General features: G+C 58.8%; 21 protein-coding genes and 1 other RNA gene. 14 read left to right on the forward strand and 8 right to left on the reverse strand.

From position 1 onward, the window contains the following. Positions 1–18: 18 nt before the first annotated feature. The 3 genes from ACW9H9_RS22280 (at position 19) to ACW9H9_RS22290 (ending at position 5,410) form a co-directional block, all read left to right on the forward strand. Positions 19–1,383 (forward strand): DUF1329 domain-containing protein, encoded by a 1,365-nt coding sequence (locus ACW9H9_RS22280; protein WP_457345294.1) that lies wholly within the window; start codon positions 19–21, stop codon positions 1,381–1,383. 202 nt (positions 1,384–1,585) lie between these two features. After that, on the forward strand, positions 1,586–4,315 hold the full coding sequence (locus ACW9H9_RS22285) for a LuxR C-terminal-related transcriptional regulator (protein ID WP_457345295.1): 2,730 nt from the start codon (positions 1,586–1,588) through the stop codon (positions 4,313–4,315). A 465-nt stretch (positions 4,316–4,780) separates the two neighbouring features. Further along, on the forward strand, positions 4,781–5,410 hold the full coding sequence (locus ACW9H9_RS22290; protein ID WP_457345296.1) for a hypothetical protein: 630 nt from the start codon (positions 4,781–4,783) through the stop codon (positions 5,408–5,410). A gap of 31 nt (positions 5,411–5,441) precedes the next feature. Here ACW9H9_RS22290 and ACW9H9_RS22295 read toward each other — a convergent pair whose 3' ends face one another. The 4 genes from ACW9H9_RS22295 to ACW9H9_RS22310 form a co-directional block, all read right to left on the reverse strand. Next, on the reverse strand, positions 5,442–6,404 hold the full coding sequence (locus tag ACW9H9_RS22295) for an RES family NAD+ phosphorylase (protein ID WP_457345298.1): 963 nt from the start codon (positions 6,402–6,404) through the stop codon (positions 5,442–5,444). Positions 6,405–6,478: 74 nt separating this feature from the next. After that, entirely contained in the window at positions 6,479–7,411 is a 933-nt protein-coding gene (locus ACW9H9_RS22300; RefSeq protein ID WP_457345299.1) for a sce7725 family protein, read from the reverse strand. A gap of 5 nt (positions 7,412–7,416) precedes the next feature. Then, the gene (locus ACW9H9_RS22305) at positions 7,417–8,298 is read right to left on the reverse strand and encodes a sce7726 family protein (RefSeq protein ID WP_457345300.1); all 882 of its coding nucleotides are present in this window, start codon (positions 8,296–8,298) and stop codon (positions 7,417–7,419) included. Between the two features lie 362 nt (positions 8,299–8,660). Next, the gene (locus tag ACW9H9_RS22310; RefSeq protein WP_457345301.1) at positions 8,661–8,936 is read right to left on the reverse strand and encodes a hypothetical protein; all 276 of its coding nucleotides are present in this window, start codon (positions 8,934–8,936) and stop codon (positions 8,661–8,663) included. A 184-nt stretch (positions 8,937–9,120) separates the two neighbouring features. Here ACW9H9_RS22310 and ACW9H9_RS22315 point away from each other — a divergent pair, with 184 nt between their 5' ends. Further along, a complete protein-coding gene (locus tag ACW9H9_RS22315; RefSeq protein WP_457345302.1) occupies positions 9,121–9,765 on the forward strand; it encodes an MBL fold metallo-hydrolase in 645 nt (214 codons plus the stop codon). 234 nt (positions 9,766–9,999) lie between these two features. Then, entirely contained in the window at positions 10,000–10,776 is a 777-nt protein-coding gene (locus ACW9H9_RS22320) for an OmpA family protein (protein WP_457345304.1), read from the forward strand. Positions 10,777–10,843: 67 nt separating this feature from the next. Here ACW9H9_RS22320 and ACW9H9_RS22325 read toward each other — a convergent pair whose 3' ends face one another. From ACW9H9_RS22325 to ACW9H9_RS22340, 4 genes are all read right to left on the reverse strand, one after another. Then, positions 10,844–11,425, reverse strand: coding sequence for a BON domain-containing protein (locus tag ACW9H9_RS22325; protein WP_457345306.1), 582 nt, complete (start codon positions 11,423–11,425; stop codon positions 10,844–10,846). Beyond that, the gene (locus ACW9H9_RS22330; protein WP_236484915.1) at positions 11,422–12,015 is read right to left on the reverse strand and encodes a phosphoheptose isomerase; all 594 of its coding nucleotides are present in this window, start codon (positions 12,013–12,015) and stop codon (positions 11,422–11,424) included. The genes ACW9H9_RS22325 and ACW9H9_RS22330 overlap by 4 nt, the downstream gene beginning before the upstream one ends. Before the next feature lie 92 nt (positions 12,016–12,107). After that, the gene (locus ACW9H9_RS22335) at positions 12,108–12,479 is read right to left on the reverse strand and encodes a YraN family protein (protein ID WP_457345307.1); all 372 of its coding nucleotides are present in this window, start codon (positions 12,477–12,479) and stop codon (positions 12,108–12,110) included. Beyond that, positions 12,479–14,290 (reverse strand): penicillin-binding protein activator, encoded by a 1,812-nt coding sequence (locus tag ACW9H9_RS22340; protein WP_457345309.1) that lies wholly within the window; start codon positions 14,288–14,290, stop codon positions 12,479–12,481. The genes ACW9H9_RS22335 and ACW9H9_RS22340 overlap by 1 nt, the downstream gene beginning before the upstream one ends. 176 nt (positions 14,291–14,466) lie before the next feature. Here ACW9H9_RS22340 and rsmI point away from each other — a divergent pair, with 176 nt between their 5' ends. The 9 genes from rsmI (at position 14,467) to mraY (ending at position 23,513) form a co-directional block, all read left to right on the forward strand. Next, complete coding sequence (gene rsmI, locus ACW9H9_RS22345; protein WP_457345310.1) at positions 14,467–15,372, forward strand: 16S rRNA (cytidine(1402)-2'-O)-methyltransferase; 906 nt, start codon at positions 14,467–14,469, stop codon at positions 15,370–15,372. 93 nt (positions 15,373–15,465) lie between these two features. Continuing rightward, an RNA gene (rnpB, locus tag ACW9H9_RS22350) (RNase P RNA component class A) lies at positions 15,466–15,819 on the forward strand. A gap of 354 nt (positions 15,820–16,173) precedes the next feature. Then, positions 16,174–16,629 (forward strand): division/cell wall cluster transcriptional repressor MraZ, encoded by a 456-nt coding sequence (mraZ, locus tag ACW9H9_RS22355; protein WP_457345311.1) that lies wholly within the window; start codon positions 16,174–16,176, stop codon positions 16,627–16,629. Then, on the forward strand, positions 16,626–17,573 hold the full coding sequence (rsmH, locus tag ACW9H9_RS22360) for a 16S rRNA (cytosine(1402)-N(4))-methyltransferase RsmH (protein ID WP_457345312.1): 948 nt from the start codon (positions 16,626–16,628) through the stop codon (positions 17,571–17,573). Before mraZ ends, rsmH begins: the two co-directional genes overlap by 4 nt. After that, positions 17,570–17,863, forward strand: coding sequence for a cell division protein FtsL (gene ftsL / locus ACW9H9_RS22365; RefSeq protein WP_457345313.1), 294 nt, complete (start codon positions 17,570–17,572; stop codon positions 17,861–17,863). Before rsmH ends, ftsL begins: the two co-directional genes overlap by 4 nt. After that, the gene (locus tag ACW9H9_RS22370) at positions 17,863–19,605 is read left to right on the forward strand and encodes a peptidoglycan D,D-transpeptidase FtsI family protein (RefSeq protein WP_457345331.1); all 1,743 of its coding nucleotides are present in this window, start codon (positions 17,863–17,865) and stop codon (positions 19,603–19,605) included. The genes ftsL and ACW9H9_RS22370 overlap by 1 nt, the downstream gene beginning before the upstream one ends. Then, positions 19,605–21,068 (forward strand): UDP-N-acetylmuramoyl-L-alanyl-D-glutamate--2,6-diaminopimelate ligase, encoded by a 1,464-nt coding sequence (locus ACW9H9_RS22375; protein WP_457345314.1) that lies wholly within the window; start codon positions 19,605–19,607, stop codon positions 21,066–21,068. Before ACW9H9_RS22370 ends, ACW9H9_RS22375 begins: the two co-directional genes overlap by 1 nt. Further along, positions 21,061–22,431 (forward strand): UDP-N-acetylmuramoyl-tripeptide--D-alanyl-D-alanine ligase, encoded by a 1,371-nt coding sequence (locus ACW9H9_RS22380; protein ID WP_457345316.1) that lies wholly within the window; start codon positions 21,061–21,063, stop codon positions 22,429–22,431. The genes ACW9H9_RS22375 and ACW9H9_RS22380 overlap by 8 nt, the downstream gene beginning before the upstream one ends. Further along, a complete protein-coding gene (gene mraY / locus ACW9H9_RS22385; protein WP_457345317.1) occupies positions 22,431–23,513 on the forward strand; it encodes a phospho-N-acetylmuramoyl-pentapeptide-transferase in 1,083 nt (360 codons plus the stop codon). The genes ACW9H9_RS22380 and mraY overlap by 1 nt, the downstream gene beginning before the upstream one ends. Positions 23,514–23,516 lie beyond the last annotated feature (3 nt).

A 23,516-nucleotide genomic window follows, 5' to 3' on the forward strand; every position in this document is an offset into this window, starting at 1 on the left:
TTCAGGAAGAACCAGAACATGAAAATAACTAAAAATCTGTTGCAGGTGGGTGTGCTGGGGCTGTCGCTGATGGCGAGCAGCGTGATGGCGGCGGTCTCGGCCGATGAAGCCGCCAAGCTTGGCACCAGCTTGACGCCGATGGGGGCCGAAATGGCCGGCAATGCCGCTGGCACCATTCCCAAATGGTCGCCATTGCCGACCAACGCAGGTGCGGTGGATGCCCGTGGCTTCCTGGCCAACCCCTACGCCAGCGAGCAACCGCAGTTCACCATCACCGCGCAAAACGTCGAGCAGTACAAAGACAAACTGACGCCGGGCCAGTACGCGATGTTCAAGCGTTACCCCGACACCTTCAAAATGCCGGTCTACCCCTCGCGTCGCGGTGCCACCGTGCCGGCGGAGGTGTTTGCGTCCATCAAGAAAAACGCCACCCACACCAACCTGGTCTCGGGCGGTAACGGCCTGGAAAACTTCGAGACGGCGGTGCCGTTCCCGATCCCCAAAAGCGGCGTGGAGGTGATCTGGAACCACATCACCCGCTATCGCGGCGGCAGTGTGACGCGCCTGGTTACCCAGGCCACGCCGCAAACCAACGGCTCGTTCAGCCTGGTGTATTTCCGCGATCAGTTCGTGTTCCGTGACAAGATGAAGGACTTCGACCCCAAGAACCCGGGCAACGTGTTGTTCTACTTCAAGCAGCAAGTGACCGCGCCAGCTCGCCTGGCGGGGACCGTGCTGCTGGTGCACGAAACCCTGGACCAGGTCAAAGAGCCGCGTTCGGCGTGGGTCTACAACGCCGGTCAGCGCCGCGTGCGCCGGGCGCCGCAAGTGTCCTATGACGGCCCGGGCACCGCGGCCGACGGCCTGCGCACTTCCGACAACTTGGACATGTACAACGGCGCTCCGGACCGCTACGACTGGAAACTGGACGGCAAAAAGGAGCTGTACATCGCCTCCAACAGCTACAAGCTCGACGATCCGAAGCTCAAATATGCCGACATCATCAAGGCTGGCCACATCAACCAAGACCTGACCCGCTACGAGCTGCGCCGGGTCTGGCACGTGGTGGCCACGTTGAAGGAAGGCCAGCGCCATATCTATGCCAAGCGTGACTTCTTCATCGACGAAGACACCTGGCAGGCGGCGGTGATCGACCATTACGACGGTCGTGGCCAACTGTGGCGTGTGGCCGAAGCCCATGCCGAGAACTACTACGACAAACAAGTGCCGTGGTACGCCGTAGAGACGATCTATGACCTGCAGTCCGGCCGCTACCTGGCGCTGGGCATGAAAAACGAAGAGAAGCAGGCGTATGACTTCGGCTTTACCGCCACCACTGCCGACTTCACCCCGGCGGCGCTGCGCCAGGATGGGGTTCGTTAACCTGCCCTCACCGGGGCGCGAGCCCCGCCCAACGCCCCGACTGGTTCGGGGCGTTTTTATGGGTGGCAATAAACATACGGTTGATATCTTTTGTCTTAGTTCTTTTTAAGGCAAATCCTGCAAAGAGCTACACCGGGGCTGCGTTTACCGCTAGTCTGCGGACACCTGCATGCCGACAACAGCCCTCCACAAGAGCCCGGCGATGACTGATCTGTCCCGAATCCAAGGGCCTGCCAGCGCGGTTATTCCGACCCTGGAAGGTCGCTTCTACAGACCCCCTTTGCCCGACGGCCATGTGTTGCGGCCCCGCCTGTGCGAGCGGCTGAGCGAGGGGTTGGGCGGGCGTCTGTTGTTGGTCAGCGCCCCGGCCGGGTTTGGCAAAAGCTCGCTGGCGGTGGAGTTTTGCCAGAGCCTGCCCGCTCACTGGCAGAGCCTGTGGCTGGGTTTGAGCCCACGGGACAGCGACCCGGGGCGGTTCCTGGAGCGCCTGCTCGAGGGCTTGCAGCACTATTTTGCGCAACTGGGCAGCCAGTCCCTGGGCCTGTTGAAAATGCGTCAGCGCCACCAGCCGTTCGCGTTTGAAGAGTGGCTGGACGGCTTGCTGGATGAGCTCACGTTGCACCTGTCCACCCAGGCGCCCTTGCTGCTGGTGCTGGACGACTATCACTTGGCTCAGGGCCCGGTGCTGGACCGTTGCCTGCAATTTTTCCTCAACCATTTGCCCGATGGCCTGCTGGTGTTGGTCACCAGTCGCCAACGCCCCGACTGGCACCTTGCGCGCTTGCGCCTGTCCCGGCACCTGCTGGAATTGCACGAGCACGATCTGCGGCTGACCCATGCCGAATCCCTGGCCTTGCTGGATCGCCACAGCAGCGCCTTGCGCGGCGAAGCGCTGGACACTTTGATCCGGCGCAGCGAAGGCTGGGTGGCGGGCTTGCGCTTCTGGCTGCTGGCGGCCTCCGAAGCGGGCAATCAGGGCGCCATGCCCCAGGCCTTGCACGGTGGGGAAGGGCTGATTCGCGACTATCTGCTCGAAGAAGTCATCGACTGCCTGCCACCGGATGTCCAGGCCTTCCTCTACGACACCGCGCCGCAGGAGCGTTTTTGCAGCGAACTGTGTGACGCCCTGCGCGAGGCCAATGACAGCGCCGACATTTTGCGTTACCTGCAAGCCCATCAAGTGTTTCTGGTGCCGTTGGACGATCAGGGCCATTGGTATCGTTATCACCACCTGTTTTCCGATTTATTGCGCACTCGCCGCGCCAGCAATTCGGTGCTGCCGACCGCCAGCTTGCACCTGCGGGCGTGCCGCTGGTTCAACGCCCAGGGGTTGATCGATGAGGCGGTGGAACAAGCACTGCGTGCCGGCCATCTGGACGTGGCGGCGAACCTGGTGCAGAACCTGTCCGAGGAGCAACTGCTGGCCGAGCAGAACGTGGGCATGCTGCTGCGCTGGAAAATGGACCTGCCCGACAGTTTGCTGATGAGCTCGCCACGGCTGATCGTGCTCTACAGTTGGGCGCTGGGCCTGGCGTGCCAACTGGACGCGGCGCAGGAACTGGCCAGCCACCTCAGCCGCTTTTTGCCCGCGCCGTCGGCCACTGCGCAACGGTCGATGCTGGCCCAGTGGCTGGCGCTGAGCGGGATCATCGCGCGCGGGCGTGGCCATCGCGAATTGACCCACCTGTATTGCAGCGAAGCCTTGGAAAGCCTGCCGCCGCGCCGCTATGGGCAACGGTTGATGTGCCTGTCGACCTTGTCGAACCTGGCGATTGTCGACGCCGATCTGTGGCGTGCACGGGGCTTGAACCGCGAGTCCCTGGAGTTGGCGCAACGGGTCGGCAACCCCTTGTTTGAAGCCCTGGCCCACTACGACCGGGCGCGGGTGCTACAGGCACGTGGTGAAATCCTGCGTGCACTGGAAGAAGTGCGCCAGGGGCTGCAACGCTTGCAGGGCTTGCCCGCCCAGCGGTTGTACGCCGTGCGCGCGCGCTTGTATTTGTACGAAGGGTTTTTACTGCTCACCCGGTGCCAGTCCGAAACCGGCCTGGCCCGCTTGCGCGCGGGGCTTGGCGAGGCGCGGGCCTGCCGTGATATCAGCGTGTTGATCGGCCACTGCGTGATTGCCCATTTCGAGGGCCTGCGTGGCGATTTTCCTACGGCCTTCGCCGAACTGGCGGAAGCCGAGCGCTTGATGCACATCTGGGACGTACCGCCGATTTTTTACCTGGCGATGATCACCCTGGTCAAATGCGAGCTCTGGCTGGCCCAAGGCCGCACCGACCTGGCGGACGCCTGGCTGGTACGCCTGGGGCAAACCTACATCGGCGACCAGGCGGCCGCGGCGCCGGAGTTTCACCCGCACCTGCCGCAACACATCGAACTGCAACAGGCGGCGCTGGATGCCATTCGCCATCAGCCCGACGCCGCCTTGCAACGGCTGGAGGCCGTGGCCTGCCAGGCCCATGACAGCGGCCGGCAGATGATCCGACTCATGGCCCTGACCCAACAAACACGACTCTTGCTCGACGGCGGGCAGCCGGCCCGCGCCTGCGCCGTGTTTGCCCGCGCCCTCGAGGCCGCGGCGGGCGGCGCGCTGCAACCCTTTGCGCCGTTGCTGGAGCGTTACCCCGACTGGACGCGCGAACAGTTGGCCCGTGAGCCACATGACGGGCTGAGCCAAAGCCTGCTGGCCCTGTTGCCGCAAAAGGTGGCCGTGGAACCATCACCCGCCTGCGAAGCCTTGAGCACCCGTGAACTGGCGGTACTGCAGTTGATTGCCCAAGGGTGTTCAAACCAGCAAATCAGCAACCAGCTGTTTATTTCCCTGCACACCGTCAAGACCCACGCCAGCCACATCAACAGCAAGCTGGGGGTGGAACGTCGGACCCAGGCCGTGGCGCGGGCTCAGGAAATGGGGTTGCTGGGGTAGGCAGCGGGCGATTGTGTGACAGAATCCACGGCATTACCGATTGCCGAGCCTGCCTGATGTCACACGTGCCAACGCTTATTCGCGAAACTTTCCCGGTTGGGCCGTTGCAGTGCAACTTCAATCGAAAAAATCTTTTAGGTAGCTAATTTTCTAAGTATTTATATTTTTTTCTTTTAAAAAAGGTTTGTATTGTTGCGTTGTGCGGCACATTTGAGCGCTCGATTTTAGTGTAAAGCACTTTGAGTGTGCCAGAATTGTGCCGAGCTCTTCAGCTAAAATGGCGGAGGTAAGGGTTTTTTTGGGGGCGAGGGTTTGATGCTAAACGTGCTGTTGGTCCGGCAGTCACCATAACGGCCATCTGGCTAGGCTAGAGATACTCATGTAGGCGATCGAAAGTACGTGGGAGAGGCCAAGTGGAGTTGAAAAGGGAGCTTGGCTAGTTTTTTATGACATCTAAGGATAGTGATGCCTAAATCTACCAGTTTCATCTGTGAAAGATCTGCTGAATACGCAATAATTCCAGAGCTCGTCAGGAAGTTGAAAGAGAGATTTTCTTCCGTAACCCCAGTCTACCCGTGGATGACGCGGGAGGGTTCGGGTATCTCAAAGGAACTGCATATAGGATGCCTGTTTAAGGTTTTAGGTCTTTACGCAAGACGGCCAAAGTTAATGTCATTTAGTGATAGTTCAATACAGGTAAAGTTTAACGAAGGTATTATTCTTGGTGCGGCTGCGGGGCGAGAGTTGGGGATTCCAATGATTGCAGGCTGTCCTTTGGCAAGGAATTTTTTAGAGCTTGGAAGCTGTAATAGTTTTCTCTGGGCGGATCTGAAAAAGTTTTCATCGGATGAAGTAGATTTGAATGTTGTAGTTGACGCGTCCTTGGATTATAGGCGGCTATATGAACGTTATTTGATAACGGACTTGGATGATGTGCTCAGTATTGTTGAGTTTGAGGCAAGATATATTGATGTGAGGGATCTAATAGATTTTGTGAGAAAAATAACTATGTCTGGGAAGGGGTATGGTGAATATCACCCATTTGCGTATATGGGTGGATATAAGGCTGTGTATATTTTATTAGCCAATCCATAGTGGTAGTGATTTTTTCAATTTTTAAAAGAGTTTAATCCGGTTCCCGATGGACATCTACAGAAACGCGATTGATTCTATATAATGCGACATTTCCTCCAGTTGCCTTTGCTGGGTTAAAAAGTGCCAAATTCATTCCGTCGCTGACAGAGCTACGATATACGACTCCATCGTAACCGCTTTTCTTTATGAATTCACATAAGTATTGACTGGGTACATAGTCAATAGCTGCCCCTTGGGGTAATACAGGTCTCGTAAGTTCTTCCCCGAGGCGTTCTAGAAAAGGAATATCTGCACGTAGCTGGCCAATCGCACCAGCGTCACCCAACAGGAATGGAGATACAAGCTTCCTGGGATTTCGAAGATCAACTGCACGCAGCTGGGTTGCAATCGTGAACTCCGCTACGCAAGCAACTTCACCGGTATGAGGACGCACCTCTGAGGCGGCAGTGTCTGGTTGCGAACCGACATATAGGTAAGGTATGCCAGGTGGATTCGCGCGCCCATGTGATGCTAAACGTTTTGGAGGCGGTCCCATGTCTTTGATTTCATACGTCGTATCGCCGGTGCGGATTCGAGCTCGATACCATAGGTTCGGTAGATCATCAGCGGGTAGATGATCTAGTAGTTCTTTGAAGCGATCCGTGTCTAGAGGTTCATCCAAGAAGTAGCGATTCTTATACATCAATTCGTCGCGTAAAGTTTCCCATCTAACAAGAACTTCGCTTTTATATTTTTCTGAGGGGGAAAAATTTTTACGGACAATATCCCCATCATCTAGAACCTCTCCGAGTAGCTCCTTGGCATGTGCGATATCCATCTTGGGATGTGAGAAAAGCTGCCAGTCTTCTTTCATCCATTCAACTAGAGACTTGCCATTTGTGTCTGGTTCATAAATGCTAATTAAAAGTTGAAACCATTCTGCGAGGAATTTTGCTTCTACAAGATCTACGTCAGGAGTCTCACAGAAGCCACATGTCCCGTGTTCAGTAGACATCAGCGGAATAATGCTTTGTTTTAGGCCCCGGTCACCGAAACACTCAGGGCAGCAGTGTGTAGGCATAATAATTCTCAGTCGAAAAATTTGGCAAGTGTCTCAATGTGATGGTTTAGTGAGATCTTTTTCAAATAGCCCAGTCCTGGGAAGTGCCCTTTTGTATGGAGCTGACGCAGCTCTCCCAAAGCAGTTGTCTCGTAAAGTTTTGAGTTTCCAGAGTCCAGCTTAGTAATTAGTTTGTCCAGGGCTTCAGCAAACTTTCCTGCGGGGTCAGTCGGCGTATCCTGGCTTGTTGAGACGAAGTGATAAATGAACATCGCATCGTCTTGATCTGGATCGATAAATGTAAGATGTATAGCCACAGCATACGCCGGGCCGCCTGACTCGGAGTAATCATCCCCGACTATAGAAAAGTCTCCGAATCCATCCATGCCTTCATCTTCGAAGGTCACATTGAGATCTGAAAACAGTTCCACGGGAGGGTAATCGCGATTGCGTCGGCGTTTAAATCCATCTCGCAGAAGAACGCGTTCACTACCAGTGAAGTGCTTGCGGTAGGTTTTAGGGCAATAACCCTCATTAAACACGTTGCGTGTTGCTCCTAATCGGTTGCCCAATTCGTGAGCCAATTCTTTCCCGTGGGTAAACCCTGCGTGAATAAAATTTAGTTGATGCTCGTGATGCCGTTCACAAAGGTCCATCGCTTCGCCTATTCCCATATCTTGTCGAAGCAAAATCCCAACACCAATCGACTGACTGCCGGTATAGCCCCTTACGAACTCAGTAATTCCAGCGCCGTTCTCTCTGTGATCACCATGGTATGGGTTTACTATGACGACCACTTTTCCGTTTGCATCGCAAACTGCTTTTAGTGATCTGTCTAGCCCGCTCAAAGCCTCTCGAACGGGCTCGATTATGGGGGCAAAGTTTGATGCTGCTAAAAGTTTTGCGTTGTCACGGACAGAGATTAATTCGTATTGCTTTCCGCGAAAGTATGGGTAATACATTCAGTTTATGTCCAGTCCATGGCGGTGAGTAGTGGGGTGTTTAACGCTTCAATCAAACGCTCCCGATCCATATTTCGGATTTGGACAGAAAGTGCTGCTGGGCGTAGTGATGATGGAAGTTTAGCAACGAACGCGCTGAGTGGGGCTAGGCTGCGAGTTCGCTTCAACGTCTTGACCATGGCGCAGTGAACGTCTTTAGGTGTCAACTGCGAGAAACAATCGCGCATAGCACTGTGCAATAGGGTGTTCGGCAACTCGGGAGTTACAATGCCAAGATCAGTCAAAATTGTACGAGCTTCATCTGTGCGAAGAGATTCAAAAATCGTAACAGGACAAACGCTCTCCGCTCTATCAGACGCCTCGCGAATTTTAGTAATTTGATTTCGACGAGTTAAACACATGACTCCAACATCGCTAGGAGTGCTCTCTATCACATCCGTGATATGTGCTTCACCCGCGATCACATAAATTTTAGCGAAGACTTTTTGGTAGTTTTTTATTTGGTTGTCGAGCCGAGCCAAGGAGTCTCGCTCAGATTTTATTTCGTAAACCGTAGCTGTTCCGTTCAAGATTGCTAGGTCTGCCTTGCACGCTCCAGTCCTGAATTCGGTCAGCATGCACGCGGTGTTGAGAGAGTGCGTGCCGAGTAAAATATTCTGAGTTAACGCTGCGCGATAGGCGTACTCATCTCTGAAACCTGAGCGTCTGAGGATTGCAAAAGCTGCGTCGAAAGCGTCGCCTACCGTTTGGCTTGGGGTCCCGGCGATCCCCGTCTGGGAAAAGAGACGAGCAAACAGCGCTGACTGTCCTTTCCGTGCAATTTCGCGGAAAACGCCAGGTGAAAACATCCGTGATAGCGCTGAAAGTTGCGATACGTTCGGTAACACGATTCCTCCAAATACCGCCAATCAGCCAGCTCGAAAGCGGTAACCAATTCTAGATCATCCGCTCCCAGTGGTGAATTTTTGAATCCCGCTTGGCTTTCATCGGCCACCATTGATAGCCATCTGCAAGCAATTTGCCAGCGTTTTCGGCTGCTTTTGGCCAGATTTTGGTCGCCGAGCCTGCTTAGCATACTGTAACTGTTTCGTCTGCTGATCTTCTAAGTAAACAGTGAAAACCACCACAGGTGTTCTTGCGGTATGGCTGACCGGTAAGAAGTTGGCCAAAAGCTTACCGTGAGTCAGGGGCCGTATTGCATAAATCTGAAGGCATTCGCAGACCAGTGCAGCAATGAGCACTAGCGTGCTCAGCTCACATGAGAGATCAATGCGAGTTCGCGTCGCACTGTGGATGGAGCAAGCCGTTCCTCAAGGCGCGTATCGCGGTAACTCGCCATGTCGGAGCCACGGATGCTGGCAGGCGAGCGAAGCGCCAGAGGATGGCGTTGCATGGCTTGAATCCGTGATAGTCCAGAGGCGCTGCTGCGCTTTTTGCTAGTTACCTCCTTGGCGTACAACTCCAGGGCGCTGGCGAAGGAGGTAGCTTCAGCTTCGTTTCGGCTGACGAGCACGCCGGCATCCATTTCCCGCTCTATCATGGTCGCCCAGGTTTTTGCCTCTAGCTGGGTATTGAATGTGCGTGTCTGTTGGGGCCACCCTTTACGTCTGATTTGCGCGTGCCATTGGTGGGGGCCTTTCTTCCTAAGCGTCGCCATCGCTTTTCGCACTGTGCCAAAAAAATGTGCCATTCACTTTATAGGAACACCCATGGAAGCTGCAAAGCCCTTGCTGATCCGCGAAACCTTCCCCGTCGGGCCTTTGCAGTGCAACTGCACCATCATTGGCGACCCGATCACCAAAAAAGCCATCGTGGTCGACCCAGGCGGCAATCACGAACTCATCCTGGCGCGTCTTGATGCGTTGGGTTTGAAGGTAGTCAGCATCATCCATACCCATGCCCACCTTGATCACTTCCTGGCGTCCGGCCAGTTGAAGGAAAAAACTGGTGCCACGTTGCACCTGCACAAGGACGACCAGTTTCTGTGGGACAACCTGGAAATGCAGTGCCAGATGTTTCGCGTGCCCTACACCCCGGTGCCCGCGCCAGACCGTTGGCTGGAGCATGACGAGGAATTGGCCTGCGGTTGCGGGGTGGCGTTGCACACGCCCGGGCATACGCCGGGCTCGATGAGTTTCTGGTTTGCCGAGGCCAAGCTGTTGATCGCCGGTGACACGTTGTTCCGTCGGGGTGTGGGGCGTACGGATTTGTGGGGCGGGGATCAGGCAACCATCGTGCGGTCGATCAAGCAGCGGCTGTATACCCTGGACGAAGAGGCGACGGTGGTGGCGGGCCATGGGCCGGACACGCGCCTGGGTGATGAGATGCGTGAGAACCCGTTTGTCAGGGCCTGACGATGGAATAATTACAGGCGCCGGGTTGTTCTTCTGAAGAGACGCCGTCGCAAAAAGCCAGGGCCGCCTGCGCGAGTGTCTGCTACGGTTTCTTGAATAGTGGCAGTTAGGAATCTTTTCTTGCGGACCCGTCCGCCGACCACGGAATTTTTGCCGTTTGTCGTGTTCCAAACTCCGCACAGGTCCATTGCCAATGTCCTCTGCATCACAGAATGCAAAAGTAGGAGCTTTTCCATGTTTACTCCGCGTCGTCTGCTTGTTGTTGCCACCGCTGTTGCCTTGCTGTCCGGCTGCGCCTCTCCCAACCCTTATGATGGCAACCAGGGGCAGGCGAGCAATGGCTCGGAAGGCGGTATCAGCAAAACCGCCAAATACGGTGGCCTCGGTGCCCTGGCAGGCGCATTGGCCGGTGCGGCCATCGACCACAACCACCGTGGCAAAGGCGCGCTGATCGGCGGCGCGATTGCCGGTATCGGCGCTGCGGGTTATGGCTACTACGCCGACCAGCAGGAAAAGAAACTGCGTGAAAGCATGGCCAATACCGGGGTTGAGGTTCAGCGCCAGGGCGATCAGATCAAGCTGATCATGCCGGGCAACATCACGTTCGCCACCAACTCGGATGCCATCTCCAGCAGCTTCTACACGCCGCTGAACAACCTGGCGGGCTCGCTCAAGCAGTTCAACCAGAACACCATCCAGATCGTGGGCTACACCGACAGCACCGGCAGCCGTCAGCTCAACATGGACCTGTCTCAGCGCCGTGCGCAGAGCGTGGCCAACTACCTGACGTCCCAAGGCGTGAGCCCGACCAACCTCAGTGCACGCGGTGCCGGCCCGGATAACCCGATTGCCAGCAACGCCGATGTGAACGGTCGCGCACAGAACCGTCGTGTTGAGGTCAACCTGGGCCCGATCCCTGGCCAGCAATACGGTCAGCCTGCCGGGCAGCAACAGCAGGCGCCGCAACAGAACAACCAGTTCCAGGGCAACCCGTACCAGCAGTACCAGTAACCCTCGGTCAATAAAAAGGGCGCCGTGCATCACTGCACGGCGCCCTTTTTTGTGGCTGGGTGTTACATCAGTCGATGTATTCGAACAGTTTCACGATCTTCTGCACCCCGGACACGCCTTGTACCAGGTTGGCCGCACGTGTGGCCTCGGCCTGGGTCAGCAGGCCCATCATGTAGACGATGCCGTTGTCGGTGATGACCTTGATGCGCGAGCCAGGAATGGCGCTGTCGGTCAGCATCTGTGCCTTGATCTTGGTCGTCAGCAGGGCGTCGTTGCTGATGGCCAGCAGGGTGATGGGCTCCATTACCTGCAATTCGTTGTGGACTTTCTTGACCCGCTGCACGGTAGAGGCGGCTTGTTCAGCCTGGGCCTTGAGGTCGGCGCGCGGGGTTTGGCCAGCGAGCAGCACAACGCCATTGAAGCTGACCACGACGACGCGCGAGGTGCCGTTGCCCAAGTCCTGGGCGGCTTTGGACACGTTGACGGACACCTTGGTTTCGATCAGCGAGTCGTCGATTTTGCTGCCGAAGGTGCGGGTGCCTTTATCGTCCTGGATAGGCGAGTCGCGGCTCGCTTCGATTACCGAGCTGCAACCGCTGATGCCGAGGCACAGCGTGAGGGCCAATAGGCTGAGGCGGTTAACGGTCATTCTTCACTCCCGAACAATTGGCTGTCGATCAGATCGCACAGGCAGTGGATCGCCAGCAGGTGGACTTCCTGGATACGTGCGGTGACGTTGGCCGGAACGCGGATCTCGACGTCTTCGGGCAACAGCAATGAGGCCATGCCGCCGCCGTCGCGCCCGGTCAAGGCTACGACAATCATTTCGCGATCATGTGCGGCCTGAATCGCTTGAATAATGTTCGCCGAGTTGCCGCTGGTGGAAATCGCCAGCAAGACATCGCCCGGCTGGCCGAGGGCGCGGATCTGCTTGGAGAAGACTTCGTTGTAGCTGTAGTCGTTGGCGATCGAGGTGATGGTGGACGTGTCGGTGGTCAGGGCAATGGCCGGCAGGCTCGGACGCTCGCGCTCGAAGCGGTTGAGCAGCTCGGAGGAAAAATGCTGGGCATCACCGGCCGAGCCGCCGTTGCCGCACGAAAGCATTTTGCCCTCGTTGAGCAGGGCGTTGACCATGACCTGGCTGGCTTGCTCGATGTGCGGTGCAAGTACGTCCATCGCCTGTTGCTTGGTGTCGATGCTGGCCTGGAAAAGCTGGCGAATTCGGGATTGCATGTCCATCTGTGTGACCTTAAGTGGCGCGGCTGCTTGGCACACAAAGGTGCAGCCCGCAAAGCAAAGAGCAAAAGTGTGCGGTGAAGAGGCCGGGTTGTTCAGCTGTCGAAGGCATCGCGTAGCCAGTTCAAACCGGCAGTGGCGTGGGGGCTGCTTTCTATGGCGACCACATCGAAACGGCAGGGAGCGTCGGACCAGCGATGCTCGCTTTGCAGGAAAAACTGCGCTGCGAGTATCAGCTTTTGCCGCTTGCGCTCGTCGATACTGGCGAGCGCGCCACCCCATTGTGCGTGTTTTCTATAGCGCACTTCGACGAATACTACTGTATCGCCGTCAAGCATGACCAGATCAAGCTCGCCGCGTTTACATAACCAGTTCTGCGCCAACAGGCGCAGACCGTGTTGTTGCAAATGCTTGAGCGCTTGTAGCTCGGCGTCCTTGCCGGTTTGCGAGCTTGACCGCTGGGGCATCAGCGCGGGGTATCTGGCAGGCGCTTGACTTCGCCATTGATGAATTGTGCCCAAGGCATCTGGCGGTCGACGCGTTGGTTGGTGCCCACGCCCAGGCTGCCGGAAAGGCCGTCAATGCGTGTGTCTGGCAGTGCCTTGAGCTGACCCAGGCGCGGCGCCAGGCGGTAGGCATCCACGCCCATCGCGTACAGGCGGCCCAGGCTGCCATTGGCTTGCGGCCATTGGGCGGCGACCTGGTTACGCAGTGGGTCGGTGGTGTTGAGCAGCCAAGGCGTTTCGCAGAACAGGACGTTGTTCATGTCCAGGTACTGGTTTTTGTCACCGCTGGCGCTGAACACGTGGGAGGTTGCGTACACCGGCACATCACCGGCGTACTGGAAGTTCAGCGTTGGCTTGATCTGCTGGGCCAGTTGCGGGGTCACGGCCAGGAAGATGAAGTCGATGTCCTGGCGGCGCGACGGTTGGGCGGACACATCCGACCCTACCGTGTTTTGCAGGCTGTTGGCGCGGCCTTCGCTCTTGCGCAGTTGGAACAGGTCGGCAATCTGTTGAGCCAGGGCCACCGGCTGGTCGACGTATTCGACGCCCACTACGCTGCCGCCGTTGGCTTCCCAATCCTGGCGGAAGGCTTTGAACACACGCTCGCCCCACTCGCCGCGCGGCACCATCGCCGCGGCGCGGTGCAGGCCGTCGGCACGGGCGCGGCGCGACACTTCGCGGGCTTCGTCTTCAGCGGCCAAGCCGAACTGGAACAGTTGCGCCGGGTTCTGGTCGGTTTCGCTGTAGTTCAGGGCCAGGGTGGTGATCGGCAGTTGCGGGCGGGCGGAGAGCTGCTTGACCAGCGGCTTTTCCAGCGGGCCGACGACCAGTTGAATGCCATCAGCCTTGGCTTTGGTGTAGAAGTCGTCGATGGAACCCAGGCGGGAGCTGTCGTAGAACTCGATCGCGGGCGGTTTTTGCCCGGCCTGTTCGGCCTGGTAGTGCGCGGCCATGAAGCCCTCGCGAAGCGCCTTGCCGACGCTGGCGAGCGGGCCGTCCTGTGGCAGCAGCAGGGCGATCTTATTCAGGGGCTGGCTGGCCAGTTCCTTGAGTTTGGTCAGCGGCTGCGGCAATTGCGATGCGGCGGGGTGGCCAGGGTTCTGGGCGCGCCAGGTGTCGATGGCAGCTTGCTGCTGTTCCAGGGTGCCGGCGTTTTTGACCGCCAGCGCCAGGCTGATCCAGCCGTCGAGTGTCGGGTTGCCGGTGGCCTGCAGTTGTTCGGCGGGCAGTGCGGCGATAAGGGCCCAGATGGCCTCATGGTTGTGGCTGGCCGCGTCGCCCGTAAGCAGCGGGGCGAGGGCGACACGTTCGCGGGCCGCGTTGAGGGTCTGGCCATCGGCTTCATAGGCGCGGGCATGCACGGTGCCGGTGCGGATCTGCTGGTCGGCCGGCAGGTCTTTGAGGCTTTGCAGGCTCGGGTGGCTCAGCGCGGTGAGGGCGGCTTTGGGCTGGTTGCGTGCCATCGCCAGTTCGGCCGACAGCGTGCTGGCGAACACCTGCGCGGCGGGCTTGAGGACGTCCAGTGGCACTTGCGCGAGAATCTGCGCGGAGCGGCCCGGGTTATTTTGCTGGAAGGCCTGGTCTGCCGCGCTCAGGCGCAGCAACGCGGCTTTTTCCGGGGTTTTGGCGGCGGTTGCCTGTTCGAGCAGTTGCTCGATGCTGGCATCCGGCGTCCGTGGAAGGTCGCCAAGGCTGGACGAGGGCGAGCTGGCGCAGGCGGCCAGAAGGGCAGCGAGGCAGAGGGCAGAGAGCAGCCGCAGGCAAGCGATCATGTAAATGTTCCTGATACCGATCAAATTAGCGTGGAATTGTACCCAAGCACTGGCCGGGGCGCGATGTTACTGGCGTGAAACCGTCTATTTAGGTCGTGCAAATGTTGCAAGCGCCGCCGCAATGCAATGACGAAGCCTGCCGTGAAGGCATTTTTTCAAGGCCTCTACGCGCTACAATGCGGCCTTTGCCAATCAACGAGGTGTGCGCTTTGACTGCTCCAGGTTCTCTGAATTCCACTGCTGGCTCGCTTTTTGTCGTGGCGACGCCCATTGGCAACCTGGACGACATCAGTGCCCGTGCATTGAAAGTGCTGCACGACGTCAAGTTGATCGCGGCCGAGGACACCCGGCACTCCCAGCGTCTGATGCAGCATTTTGGTATCACGACACCCTTGGCGGCCTGCCATGAGCACAACGAGCGCGAAGAAGGCAGCCGCTTTATCACCCGCCTGCTGGCCGGTGATGATGTGGCGCTGATCTCGGACGCGGGTACGCCGTTGATTTCCGACCCGGGCTACCACCTCGTTCGCCAGGCGCGGGCCGCAGGTATCACTGTAGTGCCTGTTCCCGGAGCCTGCGCGCTGATTGCGGCATTGTCGGCGGCGGGCCTGCCATCGGACCGTTTCATTTTTGAGGGTTTCCTGCCCGCCAAGGCCGTTGGACGGCGTGCGCGCCTTGAACTGTTAAAGGAAGAGCCGCGCACGCTGATCTTCTACGAGGCCCCGCACCGGATTCTGGAATGCCTGCAAGACATGGAGCACGTCTTTGGCGGCGAGCGGCCTGCGCTGCTGGGGCGGGAATTGACCAAGACCTTTGAAACCCTCAAAGGCCTGCCGCTGCAGGCGCTGCGCGAGTTTGTCGAGGGCGACAGTAACCAGCAACGCGGCGAGTGCGTGGTGGTGGTTGCAGGTTGGAGCGCGCCAGAGAGCGATGAAGCGGTGGGCAGCGAGGCCCTGCGCATCCTTGATTTGTTACTCAAGGAAATGCCGCTTAAACGGGCGGCGGCACTGGCGGCAGAAATTACCGGTGTGCGCAAGAATGTGTTGTATCAAGTGGCACTGGATAAACAAAAGGGTGAATAGTTCCGTATTTCAACCTGCCTGACGTCGGAACATGATGGCCATGCTGTTTTAAGACTTGTTCTAAGTGCGCCGTACCGTTAACCTGCGCGGCGGAGAGTCGATTGGACAGTCGCTGCCCTCTATGAAAATTAGAGGGGGGAGGAAAGTCCGGGCTCCATAGGGCGAAGTGCCAGGTAATGCCTGGGAGGCGTGAGCCTACGGAAAGTGCCACAGAAAATAACCGCCTAAGCACTTCGGTGCCGGTAAGGGTGAAAAGGTGCGGTAAGAGCGCACCGCACGACTGGCAACAGTTCGTGGCTAGGTAAACCCCACTTGGAGCAAGACCAAATAGGGTCCCAAGGCGTGGCCCGCGCTGGGACCGGGTAGGTTGCTAAAGGTGTCCAGTGATGGCCATCGTAGACGAATGACTGTTCAAGACAGAACCCGGCTTACAGATCGACTCTCCACCTTTTTCCTTCTGTCCGAATCCCGGGCAGAAAACCGGCAGTAACGCGAGAATCCCTCCCTGCTGAATCATTGGCAGATGTGTCTTCGTAATACCGAAAAAATCTTACTCTTAATAAAATACTTTAACTTTAAGCCTTAGCGCTTTGAGTTGATTCGCGTTATTGAGCAAAATCCGCCGCCAAACTCTCGTTTCTCCTCCTTTTGCATTCGTAAATCTCCGTTCTGTAAGGCTTTTCCTTGAATCCGCGCCTTGACGGTGTGGTGGGCGCATTCCTATAGTGTGCGCAAGTGGCGGAAAGTGGCATAAAGTGGGTTTTTTGAACGTAAAACGATAAAATTTGGAGAAACGCATCTGTGTTTCGCGGAGCTAACGCTATCAGTCTCGATGCAAAAGGCCGTCTCGCCATGCCGAGCCGGTATCGTGACGAGCTGATTTCGCGAAGTTCCGGACAGTTGATCATCACCATCGATGCCGTTGACCCTTGTTTATGTGTTTATCCCCTCGACGAGTGGGAAGTGATTGAAACCAAGTTGCGTGCCCTGCCTTCGCTGCGTGAAGAAAACCGCCGTCTGCAACGTTTGCTGATTGGTAATGCCGTCGACCTCGAGCTCGATGGCAGTGGTCGTTTCCTGGTGCCACCGCGCCTGCGCGAGTACGCCAAGCTGGACAAGCGCGCCATGCTGGTGGGCCAACTGAACAAGTTCCAATTGTGGGACGAAGATGCCTGGGATGCTGTGGCTGCAGCAGACCTGGCGGCTATTCAACAACCGGGCGCCATGCCCGATGAACTGCGTGATTTGATCCTGTGACTATTGATAGCGGCTTTAACCACATCACCGTACTGCTTGACGAAGCCGTCGAGGCTCTGGCTGTGCGCGCAGATGGCTGCTATTTGGATGGCACCTTTGGCAGGGGCGGGCACAGCCGGTTGATCCTCAGCCAGCTCGGCTCCGACGGTAAACTCCTCGGGTTCGACAAAGACCCCCAAGCGATTGCCACCGGGCAAGCGCTAGCGGCCGAAGACGGCCGCTTTGTCGTTGTACAGCGCAGCTTTGCCGAGCTGGGTGCGGAAGTCGCCGAGCGTGGCATGGCAGGCAAGGTGGCCGGGGTTTTGCTGGACCTGGGCGTGTCTTCGCCCCAGCTGGACGACCCGGAGCGCGGTTTCAGTTTCATGAACGATGGCCCGCTGGACATGCGCATGGACCCCACCCGTGGCGTCAGCGCAGCGCAGTTCATCGCCACGGCGCCAGTGGAAGAAATCGCCCGTGTGTTCAAGGAATACGGTGAAGAGCGTTTCTCCGGCCGCATGGCGCGCGCCGTGGTCGAGCGCCGGGAAATCCAGCCGTTTGAACGCACCGCCGACCTCGCCGAGGTGCTGAAAGTCGCCAACCCTGCGTGGGAAAAGGGCAAGAACCCGGCTACTCGTGCGTTCCAGGGCCTGCGTATTCACGTCAACAACGAATTGGGCGATCTGGAGGCTGGCCTCGAGGCGGCCCTGGAGTCGCTGGAAGTGGGGGGGCGCCTGGTTGTCATCAGCTTCCACTCCCTGGAAGACCGCATCGTCAAACTGTTCATGCGTCGCCTGGTCAAGGGCGAGTCCGATAACCTGCCGCGCAACCTGCCGGTGCGTTTCGATGCCTTTGTGCCAAAAGTCAAAATCCATGGCAAAGCGCAGTTCGCTTCCGAAGCCGAACTCAAGGCCAACCCGCGCGCCCGTAGCGCCGTGATGCGTGTTGCGGAGAAGTTGCGGTGAGCAAGCTTTTCGCCAAGCCCCTGCCGGGCGGCAGCTTCTTTATGTTGCTGCTGTTCATCGGCGTCCTTGTGTCCGCCATTGGCGTGTCGTACAGCGCCCACTGGAACCGCCAATTGCTCAACACCCTGTACGGCGAATTGAACACCCGCGACAAGGCGCAAGCCGAGTGGGGCCGGTTGATCCTGGAGCAAAGCACCTGGACCGCCCACAGCCGCATCGAGATTCTGGCCACTGAACAACTGAAAATGCACATCCCGGGCGCGGCAGACGTGCGGATGGTGGCGCCATGATGAAACTTGAAGGCGCACTCTTTCCCTGGCGTTTTCACGTCGTGCTGGGCCTGCTCGCGCTGATGGTGGGCGCGATTGCCTGGCGCATCATCGACCTGCAAGTGGTCGATCGCGACTTCCTGATCGGCCAGGGCGATGCCCGCAGCCTGCGTCACATCCCGATTCCTGCGCACCGCGGCCTGATCACCGACCGTAACGGCGAGCCTCTGGCCGTGAGTACGCCGGTGACCACCCTGTGGGCCAACGCCAAGGAAATGCAGACCGCCAAGGACAAGTGGCCAGAACTGGCTGCCGCCCTGGGCCAAGACCCCAAGGCCCTGACCGAACGCCTGGAAGCCCAAGCCAATAAAGAATTCATCTACCTGGTTCGCGGCCTCACCCCCGAACAGGGTCAGCAAGTGCTGGACCTTAAGGTCCCCGGTGTCTATGGCATCGAGGAATTTCGTCGTTTCTACCCGGCCGGTGAAACCACCGCCCACATGGTCGGCTTTACCGACATTGATGATCACGGTCGCGAAGGCGTGGAACTCGCCTACGACGAATGGCTGGCCGGGGTCCCCGGCAAACGGCAGGTGATCAAGGATCGGCGCGGCAGACTGATCAAGGATCTGCAAGTCACCAAAAACGCCAAGGCCGGTAAGCCCTTGGCGTTGTCCATTGACTTGCGCCTGCAATACCTGGCCAACCGCGAGCTGCGTAATGCCATTATCGAGAATGGCGCCAAGGCCGGTAGCCTGGTTATCGTGGACGTGAAGACCGGCGAAATTCTCGCCATGGTCAACCAGCCCACGTACAACCCCAACAACCGCCGCAACTTGCAACCGGCGATGATGCGTAACCGCGCGATGATCGACGTGTTCGAGCCGGGCTCGACCATGAAAGCCATCTCGATGAGTGCGGCCATCGAAACCGGACGCTGGAAGCCTAGCGACAAGGTCGAGGTGTATCCCGGTACTTTGCAACTGGGCAAATACACCATTCGTGACGTGTCGCGCACCGAAGGCCCGGTGCTGGATTTGACAGGCATCCTGATCAACTCCAGTAACGTGGGCATGAGTAAAGTGGCCTTCGATATCGGCGGCGAAACCATCTACCGCCTGGCGCAAAAAGTCGGCCTGGGCCAACCCACCGGCCTGGACTTCCCGGGTGAGCGCGTGGGCAACCTGCCCAACTACCGCGACTGGAAAAAGGCCGAAACTGCCACGCTTTCCTACGGCTACGGTATCTCGGTGACCGCCATCCAGCTGGTGCATGCGTTCTCGGTATTGGCCAACAACGGCAAGATGGTGCCCCTGAGCCTGATCCACGTGGACGAGCCGCCAAAGGCTACCCAGGTCATCCCGGAAAACGTCGCCAAGACCATGCAAGGCATGCTGCAACAAGTGATCGAAGCACCGCGTGGCGTGTTCCGTGCCCAGGTGCCGGCGTATCACGTGGCGGGCAAGTCCGGTACGGCGCGTAAAACTGCCGTGGGCACCAAGGGCTACGCCGAAAACTCTTACCGTTCGCTGTTCGCAGGCTTCGGCCCCATGAGCGATCCGCGTTACGCCATCGTTGTCGTGATCGACGAACCGAGCAAGGCCGGCTACTTCGGTGGCCTGGTTTCGGCGCCGGTGTTCAGCAAAGTGATGTCCGGGACCTTGCGCCTGATGAACATCGTGCCGGACAACCTGCCGCCTACCCAACAAGCGAACGCCGGACCACCGGCCGCTGCAGCTAAAGCCAATGGAGGGCGCGGCTGATGTCTCTTAGCCTGAACAAGATTTTCGCCCATGCTGGCCGTGATCTGCTGATTCGCGAGCTGACCCTGGACAGCCGTAATGTACGGGCCGGTGACCTGTTCCTGGCCGTTCCCGGCGGCAAATTGGATGGCCGTGCCCACATCGCCGACGCCTTGCAGCGCGGTGCCGCTGCCGTGGCCTACGAAGTGGAAGGCGCCACCGTGTTGCCGATCACCGACGCGCCGCTGATTCCGGTCAAGGGCCTGGCGGCGCAACTGTCGGATATCGCCGGGCGTTTTTATGGCGACCCGAGCCGTCAGCTCAACCTGATCGGCGTGACCGGCACCAACGGCAAGACCAGCGTGACGCAATTGATCGCACAGGCCCTGGACCTGTTGGGCCAGCACTGCGGCATCGTCGGTACACTGGGCACCGGGTTTTACGGCGCGCTGCAAAGCGGCCTACACACCACGCCAAACCCGATTGCCGTGCAAGCGACCCTGGGCGACCTGAAAAAGGCCGGTGCCAAAGCCGTTGCCATGGAAGTGTCGTCCCACGGCCTCGACCAAGGCCGCGTTATCGCGCTGGCGTTTGATGTGGCAGTGATGACGAACCTGTCCCGCGATCACCTCGATTACCACGGCACCATGCAGGCTTATGCCGCCGCCAAGGCCAAGCTGTTTGCCTGGAATGACCTGAAGTGCCGCGTGGTCAATCTGGACGACGAATTCGGTCGGCAACTGGCCGCTGAAAAAGGCGAGGGCCGCCTCATCAGCTACAGCCAGGAAGACACCAGCGCCTACCTTTATTGCCGCGACGCCCAGTTCGATGACGAAGGCGTGCGCGCCACGTTGGTCACGCCGCAAGGCGAACACCACTTGCGCAGCACCTTGCTGGGGCGCTTCAACCTCAGCAATGTGCTGGCTGCTGTCGGTGCATTGTTGGGCCTGGATTACGCGCTGGATGAAATCTTGCGCGTACTGCCAAAACTCGAAGGCCCCGCCGGTCGCATGCAGCGCCTGGGCGGCGGCACCCAGCCACTGGTGGTGGTCGATTACGCCCACACGCCGGATGCCCTGGAAAAAGTCCTGATGGCCCTGCGCCCTCACGCCAAGGGCAAGCTGCTGTGCCTGTTCGGTTGTGGCGGCGACCGTGATCGCGGCAAACGCCCGCTGATGGCCGAGATAGTCGAGCGTTTGGCCGATGGCGTGCTGGTCACCGATGACAACCCGCGCACCGAGGCGCCAACCCAGATTTTCGACGATATCCGTGCAGGCTTCAAAGACCCATCCAAGGTGAACTTTGTGGCCGGCCGGGGCGCCGCCATCGCCCAGTTGATCGCCAGCGCAAATGCCGATGACGTGGTGGTGCTGGCCGGTAAGGGCCACGAGGACTACCAGGAAATCAACGGCGAGCGCCATGCGTTCTCTGATTTGATCGAGGCCGATCACGCCCTCACTGCGTGGGAGGTGGCCCATGCTTAGAGCCCTCAAGCTCAGCGAGCTGACCGAAGTGCTGTCGGCGCGTTTGCTCTCCTCCGACGCCAGTTTTGACGGCGTGAGTATCGACAGCCGCGCAATCAAGCCCGGCCAACTGTTTATCGCGTTGGCCGGCCCGCGTTTCGACGGGCATGACTATTTGAACGACGTCGCCGCCAAAGGCGCTGTCGCCGCACTGGTGCAGCGCGAAGTCACCGACTCGCCATTGCCGCAGTTGCTGGTGGCCGACACCCGCCTGGCCCTCGGCCAACTGGGTGCGCTCAACCGCGCGGCGTTCGACAAGCCGGTGGCGGCCGTGACCGGTTCCAGTGGCAAGACCACGGTCAAGGAACTGCTCGCCGGTATCCTGCGCACGCGCGGGCCGGTGCTGGCGACCCGTGGCAACCTGAACAACGACTTCGGCGCACCGCTGACCCTGCTCGAGCTGGCCCCGGAACACACGGCGGCAGTGATCGAGCTGGGTGCGTCGCGCATTGGCGAAATCGCCTACACCGTGGCCATGACCCGGCCCCACGTGGCAATCATCAACAACGCTGGCACTGCGCATGTCGGCGAGTTCGGTGGCCCGGAAAAAATCGTCCAGGCCAAAGGCGAAATCCTGGAAGGCCTGGACGCGTCCGGCACGGCCGTGTTGAACCTTGACGACAAAGCCTTTGAAACGTGGCGCGTCCGCGCTGCCGGTCGCAAGGTCTTGAGTTTTGCAGTGCACAACGCGGCGGCCGACTTTCATGCCTCCCACATCACGGTCGATGCCCGTGGCTGCCCGGCCTTCACCTTGCACACGCCGCAGGGCAGTGAGCAGGTGCAATTGAACTTGCTGGGCAACCATAACGTGGCCAACGCCTTGGCCGCCGCCGCTGCCGCCCATGTGCTGGGCGTGTCGCTGTTCGGCATCGCCACCGGGCTTGGCGCGGTGCAGCCGGTCAAGGGGCGCACCGTGGCACAACTGGCCAGTAACGGCATGCGCGTCATCGACGACACCTACAACGCCAACCAATCATCGATCTGCGCGGCCATCGACCTGCTCACCGGCTTTGAGGGCCGCAAGGTCCTGGTGCTGGGGGATATCGGCGAGCTGGGCGACTGGGCCGAGCAGTCCCACCGCGAAGTCGGCGCCTATGCCGTGGGCAAGGTGGACGCCCTGTACGCCGTGGGCCCGAACATGGCCCATGCGGTCGAGGTGTTCGGCCCGGGTGCGCGGCATTTTGCCAACCAGGCGGACTTGATCCAGGCGCTGACCGGCGCCGAACAAGACAAACACACCACTCTTTTGATCAAGGGATCGCGCAGCGCGGTGATGGAAAACGTCGTCGCGGCCCTGTGCGGTTCAAGTACGGAGAAACATTAATGCTGCTGCTGCTGGCTGAGTATCTGCAACAGTTCTACAAAGGCTTCGCGGTCTTTCAGTACCTGACCCTGCGCGGGATCCTGGGTGTGCTGACCGCATTGTCGTTGTCGCTGTTCTTGGGGCCATGGATGATCCGCACCCTGCAGAACCTGCAGATTGGTCAATCGGTGCGCAATGACGGCCCGCAGTCTCACCTGTCCAAGTCCGGCACCCCGACCATGGGCGGCGCGCTGATCCTGTCGTCCATCGGCGTCAGCACCTTGCTGTGGGCCGACCTGCACAACCGCTACGTGTGGGTGGTGTTGTTGGTGACGCTGCTGTTTGGCGCCATCGGCTGGGTCGATGATTACCGCAAAGTGATCGAGAAAAACTCCAAGGGCCTGCCGAGCCGCTGGAAATACTTCTGGCAGTCGGTGTTTGGCTTGGGCGCTGCGATCTTCCTGTACACGACAGCACCGAGCGCGGTCGAAACCACCCTGATCATTCCGATGCTCAAAGACGCCAGCATCCCGCTGGGCATTGGCTTCGTGGTGCTGACGTACTTCGTGATCGTCGGCTCCAGCAACGCAGTCAACCTGACGGACGGTCTCGACGGCCTGGCGATCATGCCCACGGTGATGGTCGGCGGCGCGCTGGGTATCTTTTGCTACCTGTCGGGCAACGTGAAATTTGCTGAATACCTGCTGATCCCCTACGTACCGGGGGCGGGTGAGCTGATTGTGTTCTGTGGCGCGCTGATCGGCGCAGGCCTGGGTTTCCTGTGGTTCAACACCTACCCGGCGCAAGTCTTCATGGGTGACGTCGGCGCACTGGCGCTGGGCGCGGCCCTGGGCACCATCGCGGTGATCGTTCGTCAGGAAATCGTGCTGTTCATCATGGGCGGTGTGTTCGTGATGGAAACCCTGTCGGTGGTCATCCAGGTGGCTTCCTTCAAATTGACCGGGCGCCGCGTGTTTCGCATGGCGCCGATTCATCACCACTTTGAACTCAAGGGCTGGCCTGAGCCGCGTGTGATCGTCCGCTTCTGGATCATCACCGTGATTCTGGTACTGGTCGGCCTTGCCACCCTGAAACTGAGGTAGAAA

This window comes from Pseudomonas sp. SDO5215_S409 (assembly GCF_054071325.1).